Source organism: Plantactinospora sonchi, from assembly GCF_036422035.1.
GTDB classification, from domain to species: Bacteria; Actinomycetota; Actinomycetes; order Mycobacteriales; family Micromonosporaceae; genus Plantactinospora; species Plantactinospora sonchi.
The window spans coordinates 43090-62012 of record NZ_JAZGQK010000036.1; the positions used below are offsets into that span (position 1 = coordinate 43090).

At 70.4% G+C, this 18923-nt stretch carries 16 protein-coding genes and 1 pseudogene; 8 read left to right on the forward strand and 9 right to left on the reverse strand.

Annotation, left to right across the window (positions count from 1 at the left end; translation table 11 throughout):
• Positions 1-104 precede the first annotated feature (104 nt).
• The gene (locus V1633_RS32985) at positions 105-1220 is read left to right on the forward strand and encodes an FAD-dependent monooxygenase (protein WP_331218238.1); all 1116 of its coding nucleotides are present in this window, start codon (positions 105-107) and stop codon (positions 1218-1220) included.
• Between the two features lie 62 nt (positions 1221-1282).
• On the opposite strand, the gene V1633_RS32990 is transcribed toward V1633_RS32985, so the two are convergent.
• Entirely contained in the window at positions 1283-2161 is an 879-nt protein-coding gene (locus tag V1633_RS32990) for a M23 family metallopeptidase (protein ID WP_331218239.1), read from the reverse strand.
• 267 nt (positions 2162-2428) lie between these two features.
• A complete protein-coding gene (locus V1633_RS32995; protein ID WP_331218240.1) occupies positions 2429-3151 on the reverse strand; it encodes a M23 family metallopeptidase in 723 nt (240 codons plus the stop codon).
• Between the two features lie 446 nt (positions 3152-3597).
• On the opposite strand from V1633_RS32995, the gene V1633_RS33000 reads away from it, so the two are divergent.
• The 4 genes from V1633_RS33000 to V1633_RS33015 all read left to right on the forward strand — a co-directional run bounded on the left by V1633_RS33000 (position 3598) and on the right by V1633_RS33015 (position 8097).
• Positions 3598-4005: a cobalamin B12-binding domain-containing protein gene (locus V1633_RS33000; RefSeq protein WP_331218241.1), complete on the forward strand. Its 408-nt coding sequence runs from the start codon at positions 3598-3600 to the stop codon at positions 4003-4005.
• Between the two features lie 380 nt (positions 4006-4385).
• The gene (gene sucC, locus V1633_RS33005) at positions 4386-5564 is read left to right on the forward strand and encodes an ADP-forming succinate--CoA ligase subunit beta (RefSeq protein WP_331218242.1); all 1179 of its coding nucleotides are present in this window, start codon (positions 4386-4388) and stop codon (positions 5562-5564) included.
• Between the two features lies 1 nt (position 5565).
• Positions 5566-6453 (forward strand): succinate--CoA ligase subunit alpha, encoded by an 888-nt coding sequence (gene sucD, locus V1633_RS33010; RefSeq protein ID WP_331218243.1) that lies wholly within the window; start codon positions 5566-5568, stop codon positions 6451-6453.
• A gap of 417 nt (positions 6454-6870) precedes the next feature.
• Positions 6871-8097: a cell division protein PerM gene (locus V1633_RS33015; protein WP_407952151.1), complete on the forward strand. Its 1227-nt coding sequence runs from the start codon at positions 6871-6873 to the stop codon at positions 8095-8097.
• Positions 8098-8248: 151 nt separating this feature from the next.
• Here the strand turns inward: V1633_RS33015 and V1633_RS33020 are convergent, their stop codons facing one another.
• Together V1633_RS33020 and V1633_RS33025 are read right to left on the reverse strand one after the other, a co-directional pair.
• Complete coding sequence (locus V1633_RS33020; protein WP_331218244.1) at positions 8249-8875, reverse strand: DUF4190 domain-containing protein; 627 nt, start codon at positions 8873-8875, stop codon at positions 8249-8251.
• Positions 8876-8902: 27 nt separating this feature from the next.
• Positions 8903-9208: a CD225/dispanin family protein gene (locus tag V1633_RS33025; protein WP_331218245.1), complete on the reverse strand. Its 306-nt coding sequence runs from the start codon at positions 9206-9208 to the stop codon at positions 8903-8905.
• A gap of 241 nt (positions 9209-9449) precedes the next feature.
• Between V1633_RS33025 and purN the strand changes: the two are divergent.
• Positions 9450-10067 (forward strand): annotated as a pseudogene (gene purN, locus V1633_RS37100) (phosphoribosylglycinamide formyltransferase); the annotation flags it as partial.
• The gene (gene purH, locus V1633_RS33030; protein WP_407952154.1) at positions 10068-11648 is read left to right on the forward strand and encodes a bifunctional phosphoribosylaminoimidazolecarboxamide formyltransferase/IMP cyclohydrolase; all 1581 of its coding nucleotides are present in this window, start codon (positions 10068-10070) and stop codon (positions 11646-11648) included.
• Positions 11649-11764: 116 nt separating this feature from the next.
• Here purH and V1633_RS33035 read toward each other — a convergent pair whose 3' ends face one another.
• The 5 genes from V1633_RS33035 to V1633_RS33055 all read right to left on the reverse strand — a co-directional run bounded on the left by V1633_RS33035 (position 11765) and on the right by V1633_RS33055 (position 17496).
• Positions 11765-12826 carry an ABC transporter ATP-binding protein gene (locus tag V1633_RS33035; protein ID WP_331218247.1) on the reverse strand — a complete coding sequence of 354 codons (1062 nt, stop codon included), beginning with the start codon at positions 12824-12826 and terminating at the stop codon, positions 11765-11767.
• A complete protein-coding gene (locus V1633_RS33040; protein ID WP_331218248.1) occupies positions 12813-13880 on the reverse strand; it encodes an ABC transporter ATP-binding protein in 1068 nt (355 codons plus the stop codon). Before V1633_RS33040 ends, V1633_RS33035 begins: the two co-directional genes overlap by 14 nt.
• Positions 13881-13884: 4 nt before the next feature.
• Positions 13885-14802 (reverse strand): ABC transporter permease, encoded by a 918-nt coding sequence (locus tag V1633_RS33045; protein ID WP_331218249.1) that lies wholly within the window; start codon positions 14800-14802, stop codon positions 13885-13887.
• Positions 14803-14815: 13 nt separating this feature from the next.
• Positions 14816-15754 (reverse strand): ABC transporter permease, encoded by a 939-nt coding sequence (locus V1633_RS33050; RefSeq protein ID WP_331218250.1) that lies wholly within the window; start codon positions 15752-15754, stop codon positions 14816-14818.
• 110 nt (positions 15755-15864) lie between these two features.
• The gene (locus V1633_RS33055; protein ID WP_331218251.1) at positions 15865-17496 is read right to left on the reverse strand and encodes a peptide ABC transporter substrate-binding protein; all 1632 of its coding nucleotides are present in this window, start codon (positions 17494-17496) and stop codon (positions 15865-15867) included.
• Positions 17497-17973: 477 nt separating this feature from the next.
• Here V1633_RS33055 and V1633_RS33060 point away from each other — a divergent pair, with 477 nt between their 5' ends.
• A complete protein-coding gene (locus V1633_RS33060; RefSeq protein ID WP_331218252.1) occupies positions 17974-18855 on the forward strand; it encodes a bifunctional methylenetetrahydrofolate dehydrogenase/methenyltetrahydrofolate cyclohydrolase in 882 nt (293 codons plus the stop codon).
• Positions 18856-18923 lie beyond the last annotated feature (68 nt).

Here is an 18923-nt window from a genome sequence, read left to right on the forward strand (position 1 = left end):
TCACCTGTTGCCTGTACTAGGACAGATGAGCAGAATTTGCTTGTACTCCATGCGTATACGCCGTACATTCCTGGTTGATACAGCGTATAGAGGGAGCGTGAGCCATGACATCCGTACTGATCTCCGGAGCCGGCGTCGCCGGACCGGCTCTGGCGTACTGGTTGCGCCGTCACGGGTTCGAGCCCACCGTGGTCGAGCGGGCACCCGGCCTGCGTGCCGGCGGCCAGGCGATCGACGTCCGGGGTACGGCGCTGGAGGTGGTGGACCGGATGGGCCTGTCCGCGCCGCTGCGCGAGGCGCGTACCCGGATGCGGGGCATGTCGGTGGTCGACGGGGACGGCAACGAGTTGATGCGCTCGACCGAGAGGGTGCGGAGCAGTGGGCGGCTCGACAGCGACGATGTCGAGGTGCTGCGCGAGGACCTGGTGGAACTGCTCTACGCGCGGACCCGCGACGACGTCGAGTACCTCTTCGGCAACTCGATCGCCGAGCTGACCCAGACCGGATCCGGTGTCGAGGTGGGCTTCGTGCGGGGCGAGCGCCGCACCTTCGACCTGGTGGTCGGCGCCGACGGCCTGCACTCCACGGTACGGCGGCTGGCCTTCGGCCCGGAGCAGCCGTACGTCCACCACCTCGGCATGTACCTGGCGGTCTTCACCACCGAGAACCTCCTCGACCTGGACAACTGGCAGGTGTGGATCCAGGACCCGGCCAACGGGGTCGGCGGAGCCGTCATGTCGGCCCGGGACAACACGGAACTCCGGGTCTACCTCGGCTTCGGATCGGAACCGTTGACGTACGACCGCCGGGACCTCGACCAGCAACGACAACTCCTCGCCGACCGGCTCGCCGGGCTGCGGTGGGAGGTGCCGAGACTGCTCAAGGCCATGTGGTCGGCGCCGGACTTCTACTTCGACCAGGTGGCCCAGGTCCGGATGCCGACCTGGTCCCGAGGGCGGGTGACACTGCTCGGCGACGCGGGATACGCCCCGGCACTGCTCTCCGGCCAGGGCACCAGCCTCGGGCTCGTCGGTGCCTACGTCCTCGCCGAGGAACTCGGCCGGGCCGGTGCCGACCACCAGGCCGCGTTCGACCGGTACGAGCGGCGGATGCGTCCGTTCGTGGACGTCAACCAGGCGCTCGCCACCGAGAACCCGGGTGCCGGGCCGGCCGAGGAGTCGGTCGAGCGGGCCAAGAACGCGATCACTCTCGACGCCTGATCCGCTGCCCCGGAGGCCGGTGTGTGGGGAGGCCGGTGTCGGCCCGGCCGGTGCGGCGCCCGTCAGCAGCCGAGGTCCACGCCCCGGGCCCGCATCCAGGGAGCCGGGTCGACCTGGTTCCACAGCCCCTTGTGCACCTCGAAGTGCAGGTGTGGCCCGGTGGCGTCGCCGGTCGCACCCTCGTACCCGATCACCTGGCCGGCGCTGACCTTCTGCCCGACGCTGACCGCGACCCGGCTCTGGTGGGCGTAGTGGGTGAGGTAGCCGTTGCCGTGGTCGATGACCACCGAGATGCCGTACCCGGTGTAGGCCGGACCGGCGGTCACCACGGTCCCGGCGCCGGCCGCGTGGATCGGGGTGCCCGACGGCATGGCGAGGTCGATGCCGGCGTGCAGCGCGCCCCACCGCATCCCGTAGCAGGAGGTGACCGGCGCGCCCGGCATCGGGTTGACCCAGGCGGGCCGCTTCGGCTTGGCGGTGGACGCCTTGCTGGCCTTCGACGCCTTCCGGGTCGCCCGGGGGGTGGTCGGCGCCGTCGCGGTCGCCGAGGGGCTCGCGGTCGGGGCCGGGGTCGGTACGCCGGTGGTGGGCGCCTCCCGGGCGGAGCGGTCGGCCCGTTGCGCGGCGGCGGCCCGGGCCGCCTCGTCCTGTGCCACCGTCACCCGGGACGGGGTGTCGCCGCCATCTGCTCCGACCAGCGTCGCGGTGGAGACGCCGACGATCGCCAGCCCGAGCAGGCCGACCAGTCCGGCGACCCGGAGCCCGCGCTGACCGGCGATCCGGAACCCGAGTCGGCCGGCGAGTACGCCGGGGAGCCGTCGGACCGTCGGGTAGGCGGGGCGCTCACCGGCGGCCGGGTCATCGGCGGCTCCGGTCGTGGCCGGGTCGGCGTTCGTCTCGGGCAGGATCGGGTCGTTCTCCGGCACTGCGGGTCCCTTCACGGTCGGGCCATGGACTCCGGAATCGTGTCCGGGGCCGCGGCCCGCCGCCTCCGCCGGGTCCGTCCGACGGCCCGGAAGACCGTCCGTGACCTGCTGTTTCGTGTCGGGAATCGGAGGCGATGACCGATACGAGGAACCCATCGACTGTGGTCTCGGCTACATTTGTCGATGTGACCGAGACAACTTCATGACCCCGCTCCCGGATGACCGGACAGAAAAAACCGCCCAACCCCGGAGGGCTGGGCGGGAAGCTGGCGTTACCGGGAGTCAGGAACCGACCACGTCGGCGTACAACTCGTCAACCTGGAGTGCGAGGTCCACGCCCCGCTCCTTCAGGTACGGGATCGGGTCCGTCGGCTTGCCGTTGACATGCAGCTCAAGATGGAGTCGCGAGCCGTAGGAGTGGCCGGTGTTGCCGACCAGGCCGAGTTCGTCGCCGGCCTTGACCTCCTGGCCTTCGGCGACCAGCACCTTGGACGAGTGCCCGTAGATCGACTCGGTGCCGTCGGGGTGCTCGACGATCACGCAGTAGCCGTACCCGCCGAACCAGCCGGCCTTGGTCACCGTGCCCGCGTGGACGGCGTGGTAGGTCGTGCCCTCCGGCGCGGCCAGGTCGATGCCGGGGTGCAGCTTGTCCCACTGCATGCCGTAGGGCGCGGTCAGGTCGTAGCCCTCGAGCGGCAGCCGCCAGACGTCCGGTGCCTCGGCCAGCGTCGACGCCAGCCCGCCCCGGTCGCTGTCCCGGGACGAACGCTCCGCGTCGGTCGCGCGGGAGTTGAGGTCCTCGCTGGTGGCGGCGGCCTTCTCCAGATCCGCCAACGCGGACGGGCTGACCACCTTGGCGTCCGGCAGGGCGCCGGCGCCGAGCGCGACGACACCGGCACCGACGAAGGCGGTGGTGACGACGGCGGCGTAACGGCTGCGTGGGGGTGTGGGGACGCGACGTCGCCCTCGATAGCGATCGGGCTCAGACGACAGGCGCTGGCGCACGCACACCCTCCGTTGTCGGGTCAGTGTTGCGACCATCGCCGGGGTTCGGAAGGTCGAGATGAACTCCGGCTGACCGCGTTGTCACCGGGCCGTGGACCTGATGACAACCGTGGGCCACGGTAACCAACCCCTAGGCGCGCCACAAGTCGCACCGCCAAATTGTCGGTACGGTGTGCGGCTGTCCGTTGCGAAATGCCATATCTCGTAACCTTTTATAGGTGGCCTCGTTAGTCGCGCTCGGTTACGCTCCGTCCAGCAGAGGGTTATCGGGGCGGTCCCGGTCGTCGGGTCTCCGGGGAAGATCCCCTAGGGGTTTCGGAGGCCGTCTCCCCAATCCCGGAACGGCTCCGCGCGGGCTGCCGGGGCCGGGAGTTTCGGCGCCGCCGGCAGCCGGGTTACCGTTCGTTAAGGAAAATCCGGCGGTGTCCTGGAAAGGTGTAACGCTGATGAGTTCTCGGATCCGGGTCGTCGTCGCCAAACCCGGCCTGGACGGCCATGACCGTGGTGCCAAGGTGGTCGCCCGGGCGCTCCGGGACGCGGGCATGGAGGTCATCTACACCGGCCTGCACCAGACGCCTGAGCAGATCGTCGAGACCGCGATCCAGGAGGACGCCGACGCGATCGGCCTGTCGGTGCTCTCCGGCGCGCACATGACCCTGTTCCGGCGCGTGCTGGAACTGCTCGGCGAGCGGGACGCCGCGGATCTGGTGGTCTTCGGCGGCGGCATCATCCCGGACGCCGACATCCCCGAACTGGAACGGCTGGGAGTGGCCCGGATCTTCACGCCGGGGGCGACCACCCAGTCGATCGTCCAATGGGTTCGGGCCAACGTGGGGCAGCCGGCGGTCAGCTGACCCCCGGTCCCGGGACGAGGCTCCGCGGGGAAGGGGAGAGGCCGGACGCACCCCTCACACGTCCGGCCTCTCTATGCACGATGCCCCGCCGCCACCCCTCGACCGACAGGGCATCGGCCGCTCCCATCGTCGCGCTCAGCGCTCCGACATCAGACTCAACGACCGCCCCAACCTCGGGTTACGCCGGCCACCGGAAAGTTTTCCCGGCCCCGGCGACCGGCTGTGCGATACCACACACCGAGCACCCACGTGGATGCCCCCCGTGGTCACCTCGCTAGGCTGCGCCAGATGGCCTGTTTGTACTCAGACAGGCGTCAACTCATCAACACGCTGGCGGCGGTGCGAAGGCGCGCCGCGGAGACGGGACGGGACGCGCAATCGTGGACCTGTACGAATACCAGGGGCGTGAGCTGTTCGAGCGGCACGGTTTGCCCGTGCTCGCCGGCGGTGTCGCGACGACCCCCGACGAGGCCCGCGCGATCGCCGAGCGCCTCGGCGGCCGGGTGGTCGTCAAGGCTCAGGTGAAGGTCGGTGGCCGGGGCAAGGCGGGCGGGGTCAAGCTCGCCGAGGGCGCCGACGAGGCGGTGGCCAGGGCGACCGACATCCTCGGCATGGACATCAAGGGCCACACGGTCAACAAGGTCATGATCACGGTGACCGCCGACATCGCCGAGGAGTACTACTTCTCCTATCTGCTCGACCGGGCGAACCGCACCTTCCTCTGCATCGCCAGCGTGGCCGGCGGGATGGACATCGAACAGGTGGCCGCCGAGACCCCGGAGCGGGTGGCCAAGGTCGCCATCGACGCCAACACCGGGGTCGACGAGGCGAAGGCGCGGGAGATCGTCAGCGCCGCCCAGTTCCCGGCCGAGGTCGCCGAGCAGGTGGTCCCGATCGCGGTACGCCTGTGGCAGGCGTTCATCGCCGAGGACGCCACCCTCGTCGAGGTGAACCCGCTGGCGAAGACGAACAGCGGCGAGGTGCTCTGCCTCGACGCCAAGGTCACGCTGGACGAGAACGCCGGCTTCCGCCACCCCGACCACGAGGCGCTGGTCGACCAGGCGGCGGTGGACCCGCTGGAGCAGCGGGCCAAGGAGAAGGACCTCAACTACGTCAAGCTGGACGGCGAGGTCGGCATCATCGGCAACGGCGCCGGCCTGGTCATGTCCACCCTCGACGTGGTGGCGTACGCCGGTGAGTCGTACGGCGGCGTGAAGCCGGCCAACTTCCTCGACATCGGCGGTGGGGCGAGCGCGGCGGTGATGGCCAACGGACTGGAGATCGTCCTCTCCGACCCCTCGGTACGCAGCGTCTTCGTCAACGTCTTCGGTGGCATCACCGCCTGCGACGAGGTCGCCAACGGCATCGTGCAGGCACTGGCCCTGCTGACCGAGCGGGGCGAGACGGTCGACAAGCCGCTCGTCGTACGGCTCGACGGCAACAACGCCGAGGCGGGGCGGGCGATCCTCGACGCCGCCGCCAACCCGCTGGTCGAGCGGGTGGACACCATGGATGGGGCGGCCCGGCGGGCCGCCGAGCTCGCGGCTGCGGGGGTCTGAGATGGCAATCTGGTTGACCAAGGACTCGAAGGTCATCGTCCAGGGGATGACCGGCTCCGAGGGCATGAAGCACACGAAGCGGATGCTCGCCGCCGGCACCACGATCGTCGGCGGGGTCAACCCGCGCAAGGCCGGCCAGAAGGTCGCCTTCGACGGCACCGAGCTGCCGGTCTTCGCCACCGTCGCGGACGCGATGGCGGAGACCGGGGCGGACGTCAGCGTCATCTTCGTACCGCCGCAGTTCACCAAGGGCGCGGTGGTCGAGGCGATCGACGCGGGCATCCCGCTCGCCGTGGTGATCACCGAGGGCGTGCCGGTGCACGACACCGCCGCGTTCTGGGCGTACAACGTGACGAAGGGGGAGCGGACCCGGATCATCGGGCCGAACTGCCCCGGCATCGCCTCGCCGGGCGCCTCCAACGCGGGCATCATCCCCGCCGACATCACCGGCAGCGGCCGGATCGGTCTGGTCAGCAAGAGCGGCACCCTGACCTACCAGATGATGTACGAGCTGCGGGACATCGGCTTCTCCACCTGCGTCGGCATCGGTGGCGACCCGGTCATCGGCACCACGCACATCGACGCGCTCGCGGCGTTCCAGGCGGACCCGGAGACCGACGCCATCGTGATGATCGGTGAGATCGGCGGCGACGCCGAGGAGCGGGCCGCCGAGTTCATCAAGGCCAACGTGACCAAGCCGGTCGTCGGGTACATCGCCGGCTTCACCGCGCCTCCCGGCAAGACGATGGGGCACGCCGGCGCGATCATCTCCGGCTCGGCCGGCACCGCCGAGGCCAAGAAGGCGGCGCTGGAGGCGGTCGGGGTCAAGGTCGGCAAGACGCCGAGCGAGACCGCACGACTGATGCGCGAGGTCATGTCCGGCAACTGAGCCGGCAGACGGCATGCACGGGGTGGTCGGCGCTGCCGGCCACCCCGACGCGTATCCAGGGAAGGTGTCGGTGGGCTGCCGGACGCGGTACGGCCATGGTGCCGGTGGGCTGCCCGACCGGGTCCGGGGCCGGAGGTCCGACGTGGACCCCGGGCGAAGGCGCGGCCGGCGACTGTCGCGGGGCGGCGGTGGTCCGTACCGTGGTGTCGTGAACCGGCCCGTCCCGCCGCCGTGTCAGAGTAGGCGCTGATGCCACCCACCTTCTCTGACCGGCCACGCCGTACCGACGCTTCGGACAACTCCCCGGAAACCGACCTGGAAACGTCGGCCGGGCCTCCGGAGCGGGACGGACGTGACCGGACGGAGCACCGGCGCACCAGACCCCGCCGGGAGGGACCGGCGCCGGGCGGCGGTCGGGTGCCCACGCCCCGACCGGGCGACGATCCCGGGGACGTCCCCCGACCGCGGGAGCGCCGACCGTCCGGCCGGGCCCCGCTGCCGGTGGCCGCCGCGGTGGCCACGCTCTGGGCGGCCGTCGTCTCCTACCTGCCGGTCGCGCTGGTGCTCGGGGGGGCCCGGTTCGCCGAGGACGCCGGCTCGTTCGGTGCCGCCGCCCGGCTCGGGCTGGCCGGGTGGCTGCTCGGGCACGGCGTACCGCTGCAGACCGACGCCGGGCCGTTCGGCCTGGCGCCGCTGGCCCTCGCCATGTTCGCCGCGTGGCGGCTCGCCCGGGCGGGCGTACACGTCAGTCGGGCGATCGGCGCCCGGCACCATCCGACGCTGGGTAGGGCGTTCGTGGTCGCGGCCGCGGTCGGGACCGGGTACGGGGTACTCGGCGGGCTCGCCGCACTGGCGCTCGGCGGCGACGGGCCCACCGCCGCACCGCTGCGGGCGCTGCTCACCCTGGCCGCCTTCGGTGCGCTCGCCGCCCTCGTCGGCGCGCTGCGGACGACGGGCGCGCTGGGTTCGCTGGCCCGACGTACCCCGCCGGTGCTCCGGGACGGGGTACGGGCCGGAGTCGTCGCGGCCTTCCTGCTGTTCGCCGCCGGTGCCGGGGTCGCCGGACTGGCGGTGGCGACCGGTGGCGGTGAGGCCGGCGACATGATCGGGGCGTACCGGACCGGAGTGGTGGGCCAGGCCGGGATCACCCTGGTCAGCCTGGGCTACGCGCCGAACGCCGCGATCTGGGCGGTGAGTTTCCTGCTCGGGCCGGGATTCGCGGTCGGCACCGACACGGTGGTCCGGACCACCGAGGTGTCGATCGGTGCGCTGCCCGCCGTACCCCTGTTCGCCGCGCTTCCCGAGGGACCGCTCGGCGGGGTCGGCGGCGCGGTGCTCGCCGTGCCGGTGCTGGCCGGCATGGGGGCGGGCTGGCTGCTCGCCCGTCGGATGGTGCTGAGTGCCGCCGTCCGGCAGGCGCCGCCACCCGGTTGGGCCAACCTGCTCGGTGCCGCCGCGGTCGGTGGCCCGGTGGCCGGGATGCTGATGGGCGGGGCGGCGTTCTTCTCCGGCGGCCCGCTCGGCAGCGGACGGCTCGCCGAGATCGGCCCGAGCTACTGGCAGGTGGCGGCGGGGGCGACCGTCGTCGTGCTGGTCGGCACCCTGATCGGCGCGGTGGCCAGCCGGGTGGTCACCCGCGCCTGACGGCGACCGGCCCGCCCCCTGGTGGGTACCCTGATCGGCGCGGAAACGCCGAGGGGCGCCCCGGACGATCTCGGGACGCCCCGCTGGCGAAGGTGGCCGCCGGACGGTTGTGCTGCCGCACCGGTCACCGGCCCGGCCCTGTCCGACCTGCTCAGGGTTGCCAGTAGAGGCTTGCCTGCGCGACCAGGGAGTAGATCAGCGCCGCCGCGGAGAGCGCGACGGCGACGGCACCGCAGATCAGCCCGGCCAGGGCCTGGCCGGGGTTGCTGGCCTCGCCCCTGCTGGCCTTGCCCCGACCCAGGATGCCGAGCACGATCGCGGCGACGCCACCGATGATCGACAGCGGGCTGCAGCAGAGCAGGATCGGCAGCGAGATGATGCCGAGGATCATCGAGATCAGCCCGAACGTGTTGTCCCGCCCGCCGCTCGGCCCGTACCCCGCCCCGGGATAGCCGGGCGTCACGGCGTACGGCTGCCCCGGCATGAGCTGCTGGGCGTACGGATCCTGGTACGGCGACTGCGGCGGATACCCGGGCTGCCCCGTCGGCTGCTCGTACGGTTGTCCCGACGTCGGCTGTCCGTACGGCTGGCCGGACGTCGGCTGCCCGTACGGCTGGCCGGACGTCGGCTGCCCGTACGGCTGTCCCGACGTCGGCTGGCCGTAACCGGGCTGGCCGGAGGTCGGCTGGGCGTACGGGTCCTGGTGCTGCGGGGCGTTCGGATCCGACGGGGGCTGCTGCTGCCCGTACGGGTCCTGGCCCGGGTAACCCGGCTGCATGACAGAGAACTCCCTATCCGGGGTGGCTCAGTAGCTTGACGTCGCGGCGGTGCCGCCGCCGAGCATGCCTGCCGCGAAGGCGATGATGCAGCAGATCAGCCACAGCCCGATCCAGACACAACCGATGATGATCGCGAGCTTCGACCACTTCTTCGACTCGGCGGCCGCGGCCTGCGCCCCGGCGAAGTCGCCCTGCTGCAGCAGCGGGTTGACCTTCGAGGCGGCCATGATGGCGGGGATCGCCAGCGGCCAGAAGAGGAAGATCGAGACGATCGACATCGTCATGTTGTTATCGATCTGTTGCGGTGGCTGTGAGGGGTAGCCAGGTTGCATTGAGTCCGAACTCCTCGATCATTGCACGTACCGCAGTGGAGCGGTTACTGGGGGTGGAATTTCCGCAGCTCGTCAGCGCCGCGAGCGACCGGGAGCGTACCTAATCAACGCAACGTCGGGGGGTCTTTCCCTTCTCCGACATGCCGCGCGGCGAACTCCGGTCGTCCCGCTCCGGTGTGACCTGCGGGATTCCGGCCGCGCCCCGGGAAAGTCGGCGTCAGGTGCCCGATAGGGTGCGGGGGTGACTGAGCCTGTGTCGCCGGCCCGCGTCGTCGTCCTCCTTTCCGGTTCCGGCAGCAACCTGCAGGCGCTGCTCGACGCGTGCGCCGACCCGGGGTACGGCGTCCAGGTGGTGGCCGTCGGTGCCGACCGGGACAACATCGCCGGGCTCGACCGCGCCGCCGCCGCTGGCGTACCCACGTTCGTCGAACGGGTCCCGGCGCATCCGAGCCGGGAGGAGTGGGACCGGGCGCTCACCGCCCGGGTCGCCGAGCACCGACCCGACCTGGTGGTCTCCGCCGGTTTCCTGAAGCTCGTCGGCCCGCACTTCCTGGCCGCCTTCGGTGACCGGTACGTCAACACCCACAACTCGCTGCTGCCGGCCTTCCCCGGCATCCACGGCCCGCGCGACGCGCTCACCTACGGGGTACGCCTCGCCGGCGCCACACTGTTCTTCGTCGACGCCGGGGTGGACACCGGCCCGATCATCGCCCAGGTGGCGGTGCCGGTGCTGGACGACGACAACGAGGACTCCCTCACCGAACGGATCAAGGTGGCCGAGCGGCAGCAGCTCGTCACGTACGTCGGCCGGCTGGTCCGCGAGGGCTGGAAGATCACTGGAAGGAAGGTCACGATCGGAGTGAGCGACACGAGTTCCGCGGCGGAGGGCCGGCGCCCGGTTCGGCGCGCCCTGGTCAGCGTCTACGACAAGACCGGGCTGACCGAGCTGGCCCAGGCGCTGCACGCCGCCGGGGTCGAGATCGTCTCGACCGGCAGCACCGCCTCGACCATCGAGAAGGCCGGCGTGCCGGTCACCCCGGTCGAGGCGCTGACCGGGTTCCCCGAGACGCTGGACGGCCGGGTCAAGACGCTGCACCCGAAGGTGCACGCCGGGCTCCTGGCCGACCTGCGGTCCGACCGGCACGTCAGCCAGCTCGACGAGCTCGGCATCGCGCCGTTCGACCTGCTGGTGTCGAACCTCTACCCGTTCACCGAGACGGTCGCCTCCGGCGCCGACTTCGACCAGTGCGTCGAGCAGATCGACATCGGCGGGCCGGCGATGGTCCGGGCGGCGGCGAAGAACCACGCCTCGGTGGCGGTGGCGACCTCGGTGTCGGCGTACCCGACGGTGCTCGCGGCGCTGGCCGACGGTGGCTTCACCCTCGCCCAGCGGCGCGCCCTGGCCGCCCGTGCCTTCGCCGACATCGCCGAGTACGACGTGGCGGTGGCGAACTGGTTCGCGGTGCAGGCCGGGCCGGCCGACCAGCAGTGGCCGCCGTTCGCGGGCCTGGCGCTGAACGTCAGCACCCCGCTGCGGTACGGCGAGAACCCGCACCAGCAGGCCGCGCTATACGTCGACCCGGCGGCGCCGGCCGGGCTGGCCCAGGCCGAGCAGCTGCACGGCAAGGAGATGTCGTACAACAACTACGTCGACGCGGACGCGGCCTGGCGGGCCGCGAACGACTTCGCCGACCAGCCCGCGGTGGCGATCATCAAGCACGCCAACCCGTGTGGCATCGCGGTCGGCGCCGACGTCGCCGAGGCGCACCGCAAGGCGCACGCCTGTGACCCGGTCTCCGCGTTCGGCGGCGTGATCGCGGTGAACCGGCCGGTCTCGGTGGAGCTGGCCGAGCAGGTCGCGGAGATCTTCACCGAGGTGGTCGTGGCGCCGGACTTCGAGCCGGGCGCGGTCGACGTACTGTCCGGGAAGAAGAACATCCGCCTGCTCCGGGCGCCCGGGTGGGCACCGCTGCCGGCCGAGTGGCGTCAGGTCAGCGGGGGCGTACTGGTGCAGATGGCCGACCGGGTCGACGCGCCCGGCGACGACCCGGCCGCGTGGCAGCTCGCCACCGGTACGCCGGCGAGTGACGAGGTGCTGCGTGACCTCGTCTTCGCCTGGCGGGCGGTGCGCGCGGTGAAGAGCAACGCGATCCTGCTCGCCTCCGACGGGGCGACCGTGGGGGTCGGGATGGGGCAGGTCAACCGGGTCGACTCGGCACACCTCGCGGTGAACCGGGCCGGCGCCGACCGGGCCCGGGGGGCGGTGGCGGCCTCGGACGCGTTCTTCCCGTTCCCGGACGGGCTGCAGGTGCTGGCCGAGGCCGGGGTGCGGGCCGTGGTCCAGCCCGGCGGCTCGGTACGCGACGAGGAGGTCGTCGCGGCGGCCCGGGACGCCGGCATCACCATGTACCTCACCGGTACCCGGCACTTCTTCCACTGACGTCCTCGACGTCGCACCGACGTCCGTGCCGGCACCGATGGCCGGTACGCCGTGGCGGGGGCGCCCGGGCCCGGGGGGGGGGGGGGCCCCCCCCCCCGCCCACGGCTGGGGTGTGGTCAGGCGACGACGTGCGTCTTCTGCTCCGCGAAGTGGCAGGCCGACAGGTGCGGGTCGGCGGCCCGCAGCTCCAGCTTCGGCTCCTCGGTGGCGCAGATGTCCTGCGCCTTCCAGCAACGGGTCCGGAACCGGCAGCCCGACGGCGGGTTCGCCGGTGACGGCACGTCGCCGTCCAGCCGGATGATCTCGCGGTGGGCGCGGGCCTTCGGGTCCGGCACCGGCACCGCCGAGAGCAGCGCCTGGGTGTACGGATGCGTCGGCCGCTCGTAGATCTCGTCCTCGGTACCGATCTCCACGATCTTCCCGAGGTACATCACCGCCACCCGGTCGGCGATGTGCCGCACCACCGACAGGTCGTGCGCGATGAAGATGTACGACAGCCCCAGCTCGTCCTGCAGGTTCTCCAGCAGGTTGATCACCTGGGCCTGGATCGACACGTCCAGCGCCGACACCGGTTCGTCACAGACGATGATCTCCGGCTTCAACGCCAACGCCCGGGCGATCCCGATCCGCTGCCGCTGGCCACCCGAGAACTGGTGCGGGTACCGGTTGATGTGCTCCGGGTTCAGGCCCACCAGTTCGAGCAGCTCCTGCACCCGCTGCCGGCGGGCGCCGCGCGGTGCCGCGTCGGGGTGGATGTCGAACGGCTCACCGATGATGTCGCCGACCGTCATCCGCGGGTTCAGCGAGGTGTACGGGTCCTGCATCACCATCTGCACGTTGCGGCGCATCCGCCGCAGTGCGGAACCGGAGAGCGAGAACATGTCCCGACCCTCCAGCACGGCGCGGCCGGAGGTCGGGGTCTCCAGCCGCATCAGCAGCTTGGCCAGGGTGGACTTGCCACAGCCGGACTCGCCGACGATGCCGAGGGTCTCGCCCCGCTTCAGGTCGAAGCTGACCCCGTCGACGGCCTTCACCGCGCCGATCTGCCGCTTGAAGACGATGCCCTGGGTGATCGGGAAGTGCTTGACGACGTTCTCGACCTGCAGCACGGTTTCGCCGCGCTGCTTGGTCGCGGTGCCGGCGGCCGGTGTGGACGTGTTCCGCTCAGATGCGGCCATCGAGGACCTCCTCGGCGAAGTGGCACGCGCTGGTCCGGTCGTTGCCGAGCTGGTGCACGGTCGGCACGACGTCGACGCACTCCTGCCGGGCGAACGGGCAGCGCGGGTGGAACGGACATCCGCTGGGGATGCGCATCAGGTTCGGCGGCAGCCCCTTGATGGTGGTGAGCTGCTGGCCCTTGTGGTCCAGGCGCGGGATCGACTCCAGCAGCCCCTTGGTGTACGGGTGCGCGGGCGCCTCGTACAGCGAGTGCACGTCGGCGTGTTCGACGATCCGGCCGGCGTACATGACGGCGATCCGGTCGGCCACGTCGGCGACCACGCCGAGGTCGTGGGTGATCAGGATCATCGCCATGTTGAGTTCCCGGCGCAGTTCGCCGAGCAGGTCCATGATCTGCGCCTGCACGGTCACGTCGAGCGCGGTGGTCGGCTCGTCGGCGATCAGCACCGCCGGGTCCTGCGCCAGCGCCATCGCGATCATGACGCGCTGCCGCATACCGCCGGAGAACTGGTGCGGGTAGTCGCGTACCCGCTGCCGGGCCGCCGGGATCTTGACCAGTTCCATCAGTTCGATGGCCCGGCGTCGGGAGTCGGCCCGGGAGAGTCCCTCGCGCAGCCGCAGCGTCTCACCGATCTGCCAGCCGACCGGGAAGACCGGGTTCAGCGCGGAGAGCGCGTCCTGAAAGATCATCGCGATCTGCTTGCCGCGGATCTTGCGCCGTTCGTCCTCGGAGAGCTTCAGCAGGTCGGTGCCGCGGTACAGGATCTGGCCGGACGGGATGACCGCCGGCGGCATGTCCAGGATGCCCATGATCGCCTGGGCGGTGACGGACTTGCCGGAGCCGGACTCGCCGAGTACGGCCAGGGTCTCCCCGGCGTCCAGGTGGTACGAGACGCCGTTGATCACCTTGGCGACCCCGTCCCGGGTGTGGAACTCGACGAAGAGGTCCCGCAGTTCCAGCAGGTGGCCGCCGTCGTCGCCGGAACCCTGCCACTCGGGCCGGCTGGCCCGCTCGGTCACCCGCACGCCGTTGCCGGCACTGTGCTTGCTCATGTGATCACCGCAGCTTCGGGTCGAAGGCGTCGCGGATCGCGTCGCCCAGCATGATGAAGGCCAGTACGGTCAGCGCGAGGAAGGTCGAGGGGACGATCAGCGGGACCGCCGACTCGCGCATGTGGGTGCGGCCGCTGTCGATGTCGATGCCCCAGGAGATGGTCGGGGCCTTGAGGCCGATGCCGAGGAAGGAGAGGGTCGCCTCGGCGGCGATGAACGAGCCGAGCCCGATGGTGAGCACCACGATGACCGGGGCCAGCGAGTTCGGCAGGATGTGCCGCCACATCGTCCGGCCGTTGCCGGCGCCGAGCATCCGGGCCGCGGCCACGTAGTCCTGCTGCTTGGCGCTGATCACCGAGGAGCGGATGACCCGGGCGGCGGTGGTCCAGCCCAGGACCGCCAGTACGAAGATCACGGCCGCGATCCGGACGCTGGGGCTGTCGCTGCTGATCCGCTTGAGCAGCACGATCGCGGCGAGCAGCAGCGGGATGCCGAGGACGATGTCGATCACCCGGGACAGCGCGGCGTCGATCCAGCGGCCGAAGTAGCCGGCGAGCATGCCGACCACCACGGCGATCACGCCGGTGAGCACCGCGGAGAGCGCGCCGACCAGCAGGGAGGCGCGGGCGCCGTAGACGGACCGGGCGTAGACGTCGCAGCCCTGGAAGTCGTAACCGAAGAGGGCGCCGTTGCCGGGGCCGGCGTGCTGCCGGTTCAGCGAGCAGTCCAGCGGGTCGTTCGCGGTGAACAGGCCGGGCACGATGGCCATCGCGGTCACCGCGAGGACCAGGACCAGCGACACCCAGAAGATCGGGTTACGGCGAAGGTCGCGCCAGGCGTCGCCGGCCAGGCTGCGCGGCCGGGTGGTCGGGTCGGTGGCCTTGCCGGCCTCTGCCGCACCGACGATTTGTGCCTCGCTCATCTCTGTTCTTCCCTCACTCGTACCGGATGCGGGGGTCGAGGACCGCGTAGAGGACGTCCACCACGAGGTTCGACACCAGGTAGACCACGACCAGGACGCTGACCAGGCCGACCACCAGCGGGCCGTCCTCGGTCCGGATGCCACGGAAGAGGTTGAAACCGACGCCCGGGATGTTGAAGACACCCTCGGTGATGATCGCGCCGCTCATCAGGTTGCCCAGCTCGACGCCGAGGAAGGTGATCACCGGGATCAGCGAGTTCCGCAGTACGTGCACGCTGACGATGCGCCGGGTCGGCAGACCCTTGGCCTTCGCGGTCCGGACGTAGTCCGACCGGAGGTTCTCGGCGATCGAGGTCCGGGTCAGCCGCAGCGCCGTGGCCAGCGACAGGGACCCGAGTACGAGCCCGGGCAGCAGCAACGCGTAGAGGCTGGGCTGGGCGCCGGCGGTCGGTGGGAAGAGCGACAGCTTCACGCCGAGGAAGTACTGGGCGATCGGGGCCAGCACGATGGTGGGGATGCCGAGCACCAGCAGGGTCAGGCCCAGGGTGGCGTTGTCGAAGATGCCGCCCCGGCGCAGCCCGGCGATGACGCCGCAGGTCACGCCGACGATGATCGCGACGAGCAGGGCGATGACCGCGAGCTTGGCGGTGACCGGCCAGGCCTGCGCCAGCATGTCGCTGATCTTCCGGCCGGTGAGTGACTGGCCGAGGTCGCCGCGGAGCAGGTTGCCGATGTAGTCGAAGTAGCGGTAGAAGAACCCGCCGATCCCGGTCTTGTCGAGATGGAACTTCTCGGTCAGGTATGCCCGCTGCGCGTCGCTGACCGGGCGCTCACCCGCGAGGGCCTGGATGGGGTCGCCCTGTCCGGCGAACATCAGCGCGTAGACGATCAGCGTGGTCCCGAAGAACGCCAGGACCATCTGGAGCAGGCGCCGCACGATGTAGCGGAACATACTTGCTTACTCTCCGTGGGGATGGCAATGCGGGGAGTGGTGCGCGAGGTGTGGAACGGTCCGGGCCACCCAGGGTCACCGGGTGGCCCGGACCGGGCCTTCGGGTCAGCTCAGCTGACAAGCTCGATCTTGGTCATGTCGACGACCTGGAAGAGGTCGACCTCGACGTTCTTGACCTTGGTCGAGTGCGCGAAGACGTTCTGACCGAAGCGCAGCGGGATCACCGGCATGTCCTTGGCCAGGATGTCCTCCGCCTGCTGGTACTTCGTGATCGCGGCCTCCGGCGTCGCGGCGGCGGCGCCTTCGGCAACCAGCTGGTCGAAGGTCGGGTTGCTGTAGCCGTAGTAGTTCGACGAACCACCGGTCGAGTACAGCGGGCCCAGGTAGTTCTCCATGGACGGGTAGTCCATGAGCCAGCCCAGTCGGATCAGGCCGACCGGCTGCTTGTTGTCGACCTTGGTGAGCAGGTCGGAGAACTTCGGCTCGGCGGCGCCGACGCAGTCCACGCCCAGGTTGGCCTTGAGCTGGTTGCAGGTCGCGTCCACCCAGTCCTTGTGCCCACCGTCACCGTTGTAGGTGATCTTGATCTGAGCCGGACCGCCGGCGGCCTGGTACGCCGCCTTGGCCTTGGCCGGGTCGAACTCGCACGCCTCGCCGCAGGTGTCGTCGCGGTAGCCGGCGACCACCGGGGAGACGAAGGAGCGGGCCGACACCTGCGAGTCCTTGAAGACCGACTTGATGATCTCGTCCCGGTCGATCGCCATCGAGATGGCCTTGCGGACCTCAGGCTTGCTGAATTCCTGCTGGTACGTCGGGAACCCGATGAACTGGAAGGACGAGTTCGGGCTCTTCTGCAGCCGGTCGCCCAGGTCCGCCGTGGCGGTGCTCAGGTTCTCGGTCGGCACCGTGACGATCACGTCGAGGTTGTCCGACTGCACGTCCGCGTACGCGGCGCTGAGCTGCTGGTAGATCCGGAACTCGGCACCGTTGATCTTCGGCTTGTCACCGGGGTACGCGTCGTACCGCTCGACCTCGATCTTGGCGTCGTGCTGCCAGGTGCCCTTCATCTTGAAGGGTCCGTCACCGATCGGGGCGTCCTCGAAGCCCTCCTTGATGACGCCCGGCGCGGAGAACGCCGCCTGCGGCAGCGGGAAGAACGCGTTGTAGCCGAGCACCGACTTGAACTCGCTGTACGGCTTCGCCAGCGTGATCGTGAAGGTGGTGTCGTCGACCTTCTTGAGCCCGCTCAGGGTCTTGGCCTTCGGCTCCGGCGCCTTCTGCGGGCCCTCGCCGTCCGGGTCCTCCGACTGCAGGTCCTCGTAGCCGGCGATCTTCTCGAAGAAGTAGCTGTTCCCCTGGCCGTTCGGGCCGTACGCGCCGTAGTTCCAGGCGTTGATGTAGCTGTCGGCGGTCACCTTCTCACCGTTGTGGAAGGTGAACCCGTCCTTGAGCTTGACCGTCCAGACCGTGTTGTCGGTGGAGTTCGTGATCGACTCCGCGGCGACCTCGTACGGCTTGTTCTGGGCGTCGAACTTCACCAGCGGGGTGAACAGGGCGGCGAGCACCTGGTTGCCGCTGGACTCGTTCGCGTTGGTCGGGATCAAGTGCTGGGGTTCGCCGATCTGGACCGACACCACAGCATTCGCGTCGCTCTCCCCCGAACCGCCGCCGCCACAGGCCGCGAGGCCGAGGGTCGCGGCAAGGGGGAGGGCGGTCCAGGCAGCGAGCCTACGAACCTGCATTGAGCCTCCTCATCTCCTTACGTTGAGCAGTCGCCCCCGATGGATGGGTAACGCTGAGCAACGCTCGGCAAAAGTAGGCCGCCCCAGGACTTCGGGCCAAACTGGATGATTACGAGTTAGTAACACAGCTTGCTTCCAGCGCTTGCACATAATGTCGCTGAGCTGCTATAGCGCGGGGCTCGCTGATCATGTGCGTATTTGGTCATCCGACATATATCGCTCCTAAAGTGGATCACTCCGAAGCTCTGGAGCCGTGCCGGCGAGCTGGACGATTTGTCGGCTATAGTCGCTACCGTCGGTTGCTCAGTGTGCAAAATTCCACAAATTCTTACCGAGAGTGACTAACAACACGGTCACGTTGAGTTATCGTCTCGTCCTGGTCGGCCGGCTGACCGGGGGTTGGCCGACCGGCTGAGGCGCCGGCCGACCGGCCGGGTGGCGGCTCGCCGCGGGGTTGCCTCGTGAGACGATCTGGCTGTGACGGCCACCCTTCTCGACGGAAAAGCCACCGCGGCACAGATCAAGGACGAACTGCGTAACCGGGTCAAAACGCTGGCCGATCGGGGCGTGGTACCCGGCCTCGGCACGGTGCTGGTCGGCAACGACCCCGGATCCGAGGCGTACGTCAACGGCAAGCACCGCGACTGCGCCGAGGTGGGCATCGCGTCCATCCGGCGCGAACTGCCGGCCGACGCCAGCCAGGAGGAGCTTGAGGCGGTTCTGGCCGAGCTCAACGCCGACCCGGCCTGCCACGGCTACATCGTGCAGTTGCCGCTGCCGGCGCACCTGGACACCCAGCGGGTCCTCGAACTGATCGACCCGGAAAAGGACGCGGACGGACTGCACCCGGTCAACCTCGGCCGGCTCGTGCTCGGCTACCCGGGGCCGCTGCCCTGCACCCCGCGCGGCATCGTCGAACTGCTGCGCCGCCACGACGTACCACTGCGCGGCGCCGAGGTGGCGGTGGTCGGTCGGGGCAACACCGTCGGCCGGCCGCTGGGCCTGCTGCTGACCCGGCGCAGCGAGAACGCCACGGTCACCCTCTGTCACACCGGCACCCTGGACCTCTCGGCGCACACCCGGGCCGCCGACATCGTGATCGTCGCGGCGGGCGTGCCCGGACTGCTCACCGCCGACATGGTCCGGCCCGGCGCCGCGGTGGTGGACGTCGGCATCACCCGGGTGATCGGCCCGGACGGCAAGGGCCGGTACACCGGCGACGTCGACCCCGAGGTCGCCGAGGTCGCCGGCAAGATCGCGCCGATGCCCGGTGGGGTGGGCCCGATGACCCGGGCGATGCTGCTGACCAACGTCGTCGAGCGCGCCGAGGCCATCGTCGAGGCGGCCGAACGGGCGTGACACGCGCCGGCTCGCGCGGAGTCGCTCGACCGGCGTGACGCGCGCCGGCTCGCGCGGAGTCGGTCGAC

What these genes read in the sequence shown, in the direction of transcription:
- V1633_RS33020 (WP_331218244.1), bottom strand. Translation starts at nt 8,875, where the DNA reads ATGCAGCCGGGTTACCCGGGCCAGGACCCGTACGGGCAGCAGCAGCCC.
- V1633_RS33035 (WP_331218247.1), bottom strand. Translation starts at nt 12,826, where the DNA reads ATGGCCGCATCTGAGCGGAACACGTCCACACCGGCCGCCGGCACCGCG.
- V1633_RS33045 (WP_331218249.1), bottom strand. Translation starts at nt 14,802, where the DNA reads ATGAGCGAGGCACAAATCGTCGGTGCGGCAGAGGCCGGCAAGGCCACC.
- sucD (WP_331218243.1), top strand. Translation starts at nt 5,566, where the DNA reads ATGGCAATCTGGTTGACCAAGGACTCGAAGGTCATCGTCCAGGGGATG.
- V1633_RS33040 (WP_331218248.1), bottom strand. Translation starts at nt 13,880, where the DNA reads ATGAGCAAGCACAGTGCCGGCAACGGCGTGCGGGTGACCGAGCGGGCC.
- V1633_RS32985 (WP_331218238.1), top strand. Translation starts at nt 105, where the DNA reads ATGACATCCGTACTGATCTCCGGAGCCGGCGTCGCCGGACCGGCTCTG.
- V1633_RS33025 (WP_331218245.1), bottom strand. Translation starts at nt 9,208, where the DNA reads ATGCAACCTGGCTACCCCTCACAGCCACCGCAACAGATCGATAACAAC.
- V1633_RS33050 (WP_331218250.1), bottom strand. Translation starts at nt 15,754, where the DNA reads ATGTTCCGCTACATCGTGCGGCGCCTGCTCCAGATGGTCCTGGCGTTC.
- V1633_RS33000 (WP_331218241.1), top strand. Translation starts at nt 3,598, where the DNA reads ATGAGTTCTCGGATCCGGGTCGTCGTCGCCAAACCCGGCCTGGACGGC.
- V1633_RS33055 (WP_331218251.1), bottom strand. Translation starts at nt 17,496, where the DNA reads ATGCAGGTTCGTAGGCTCGCTGCCTGGACCGCCCTCCCCCTTGCCGCG.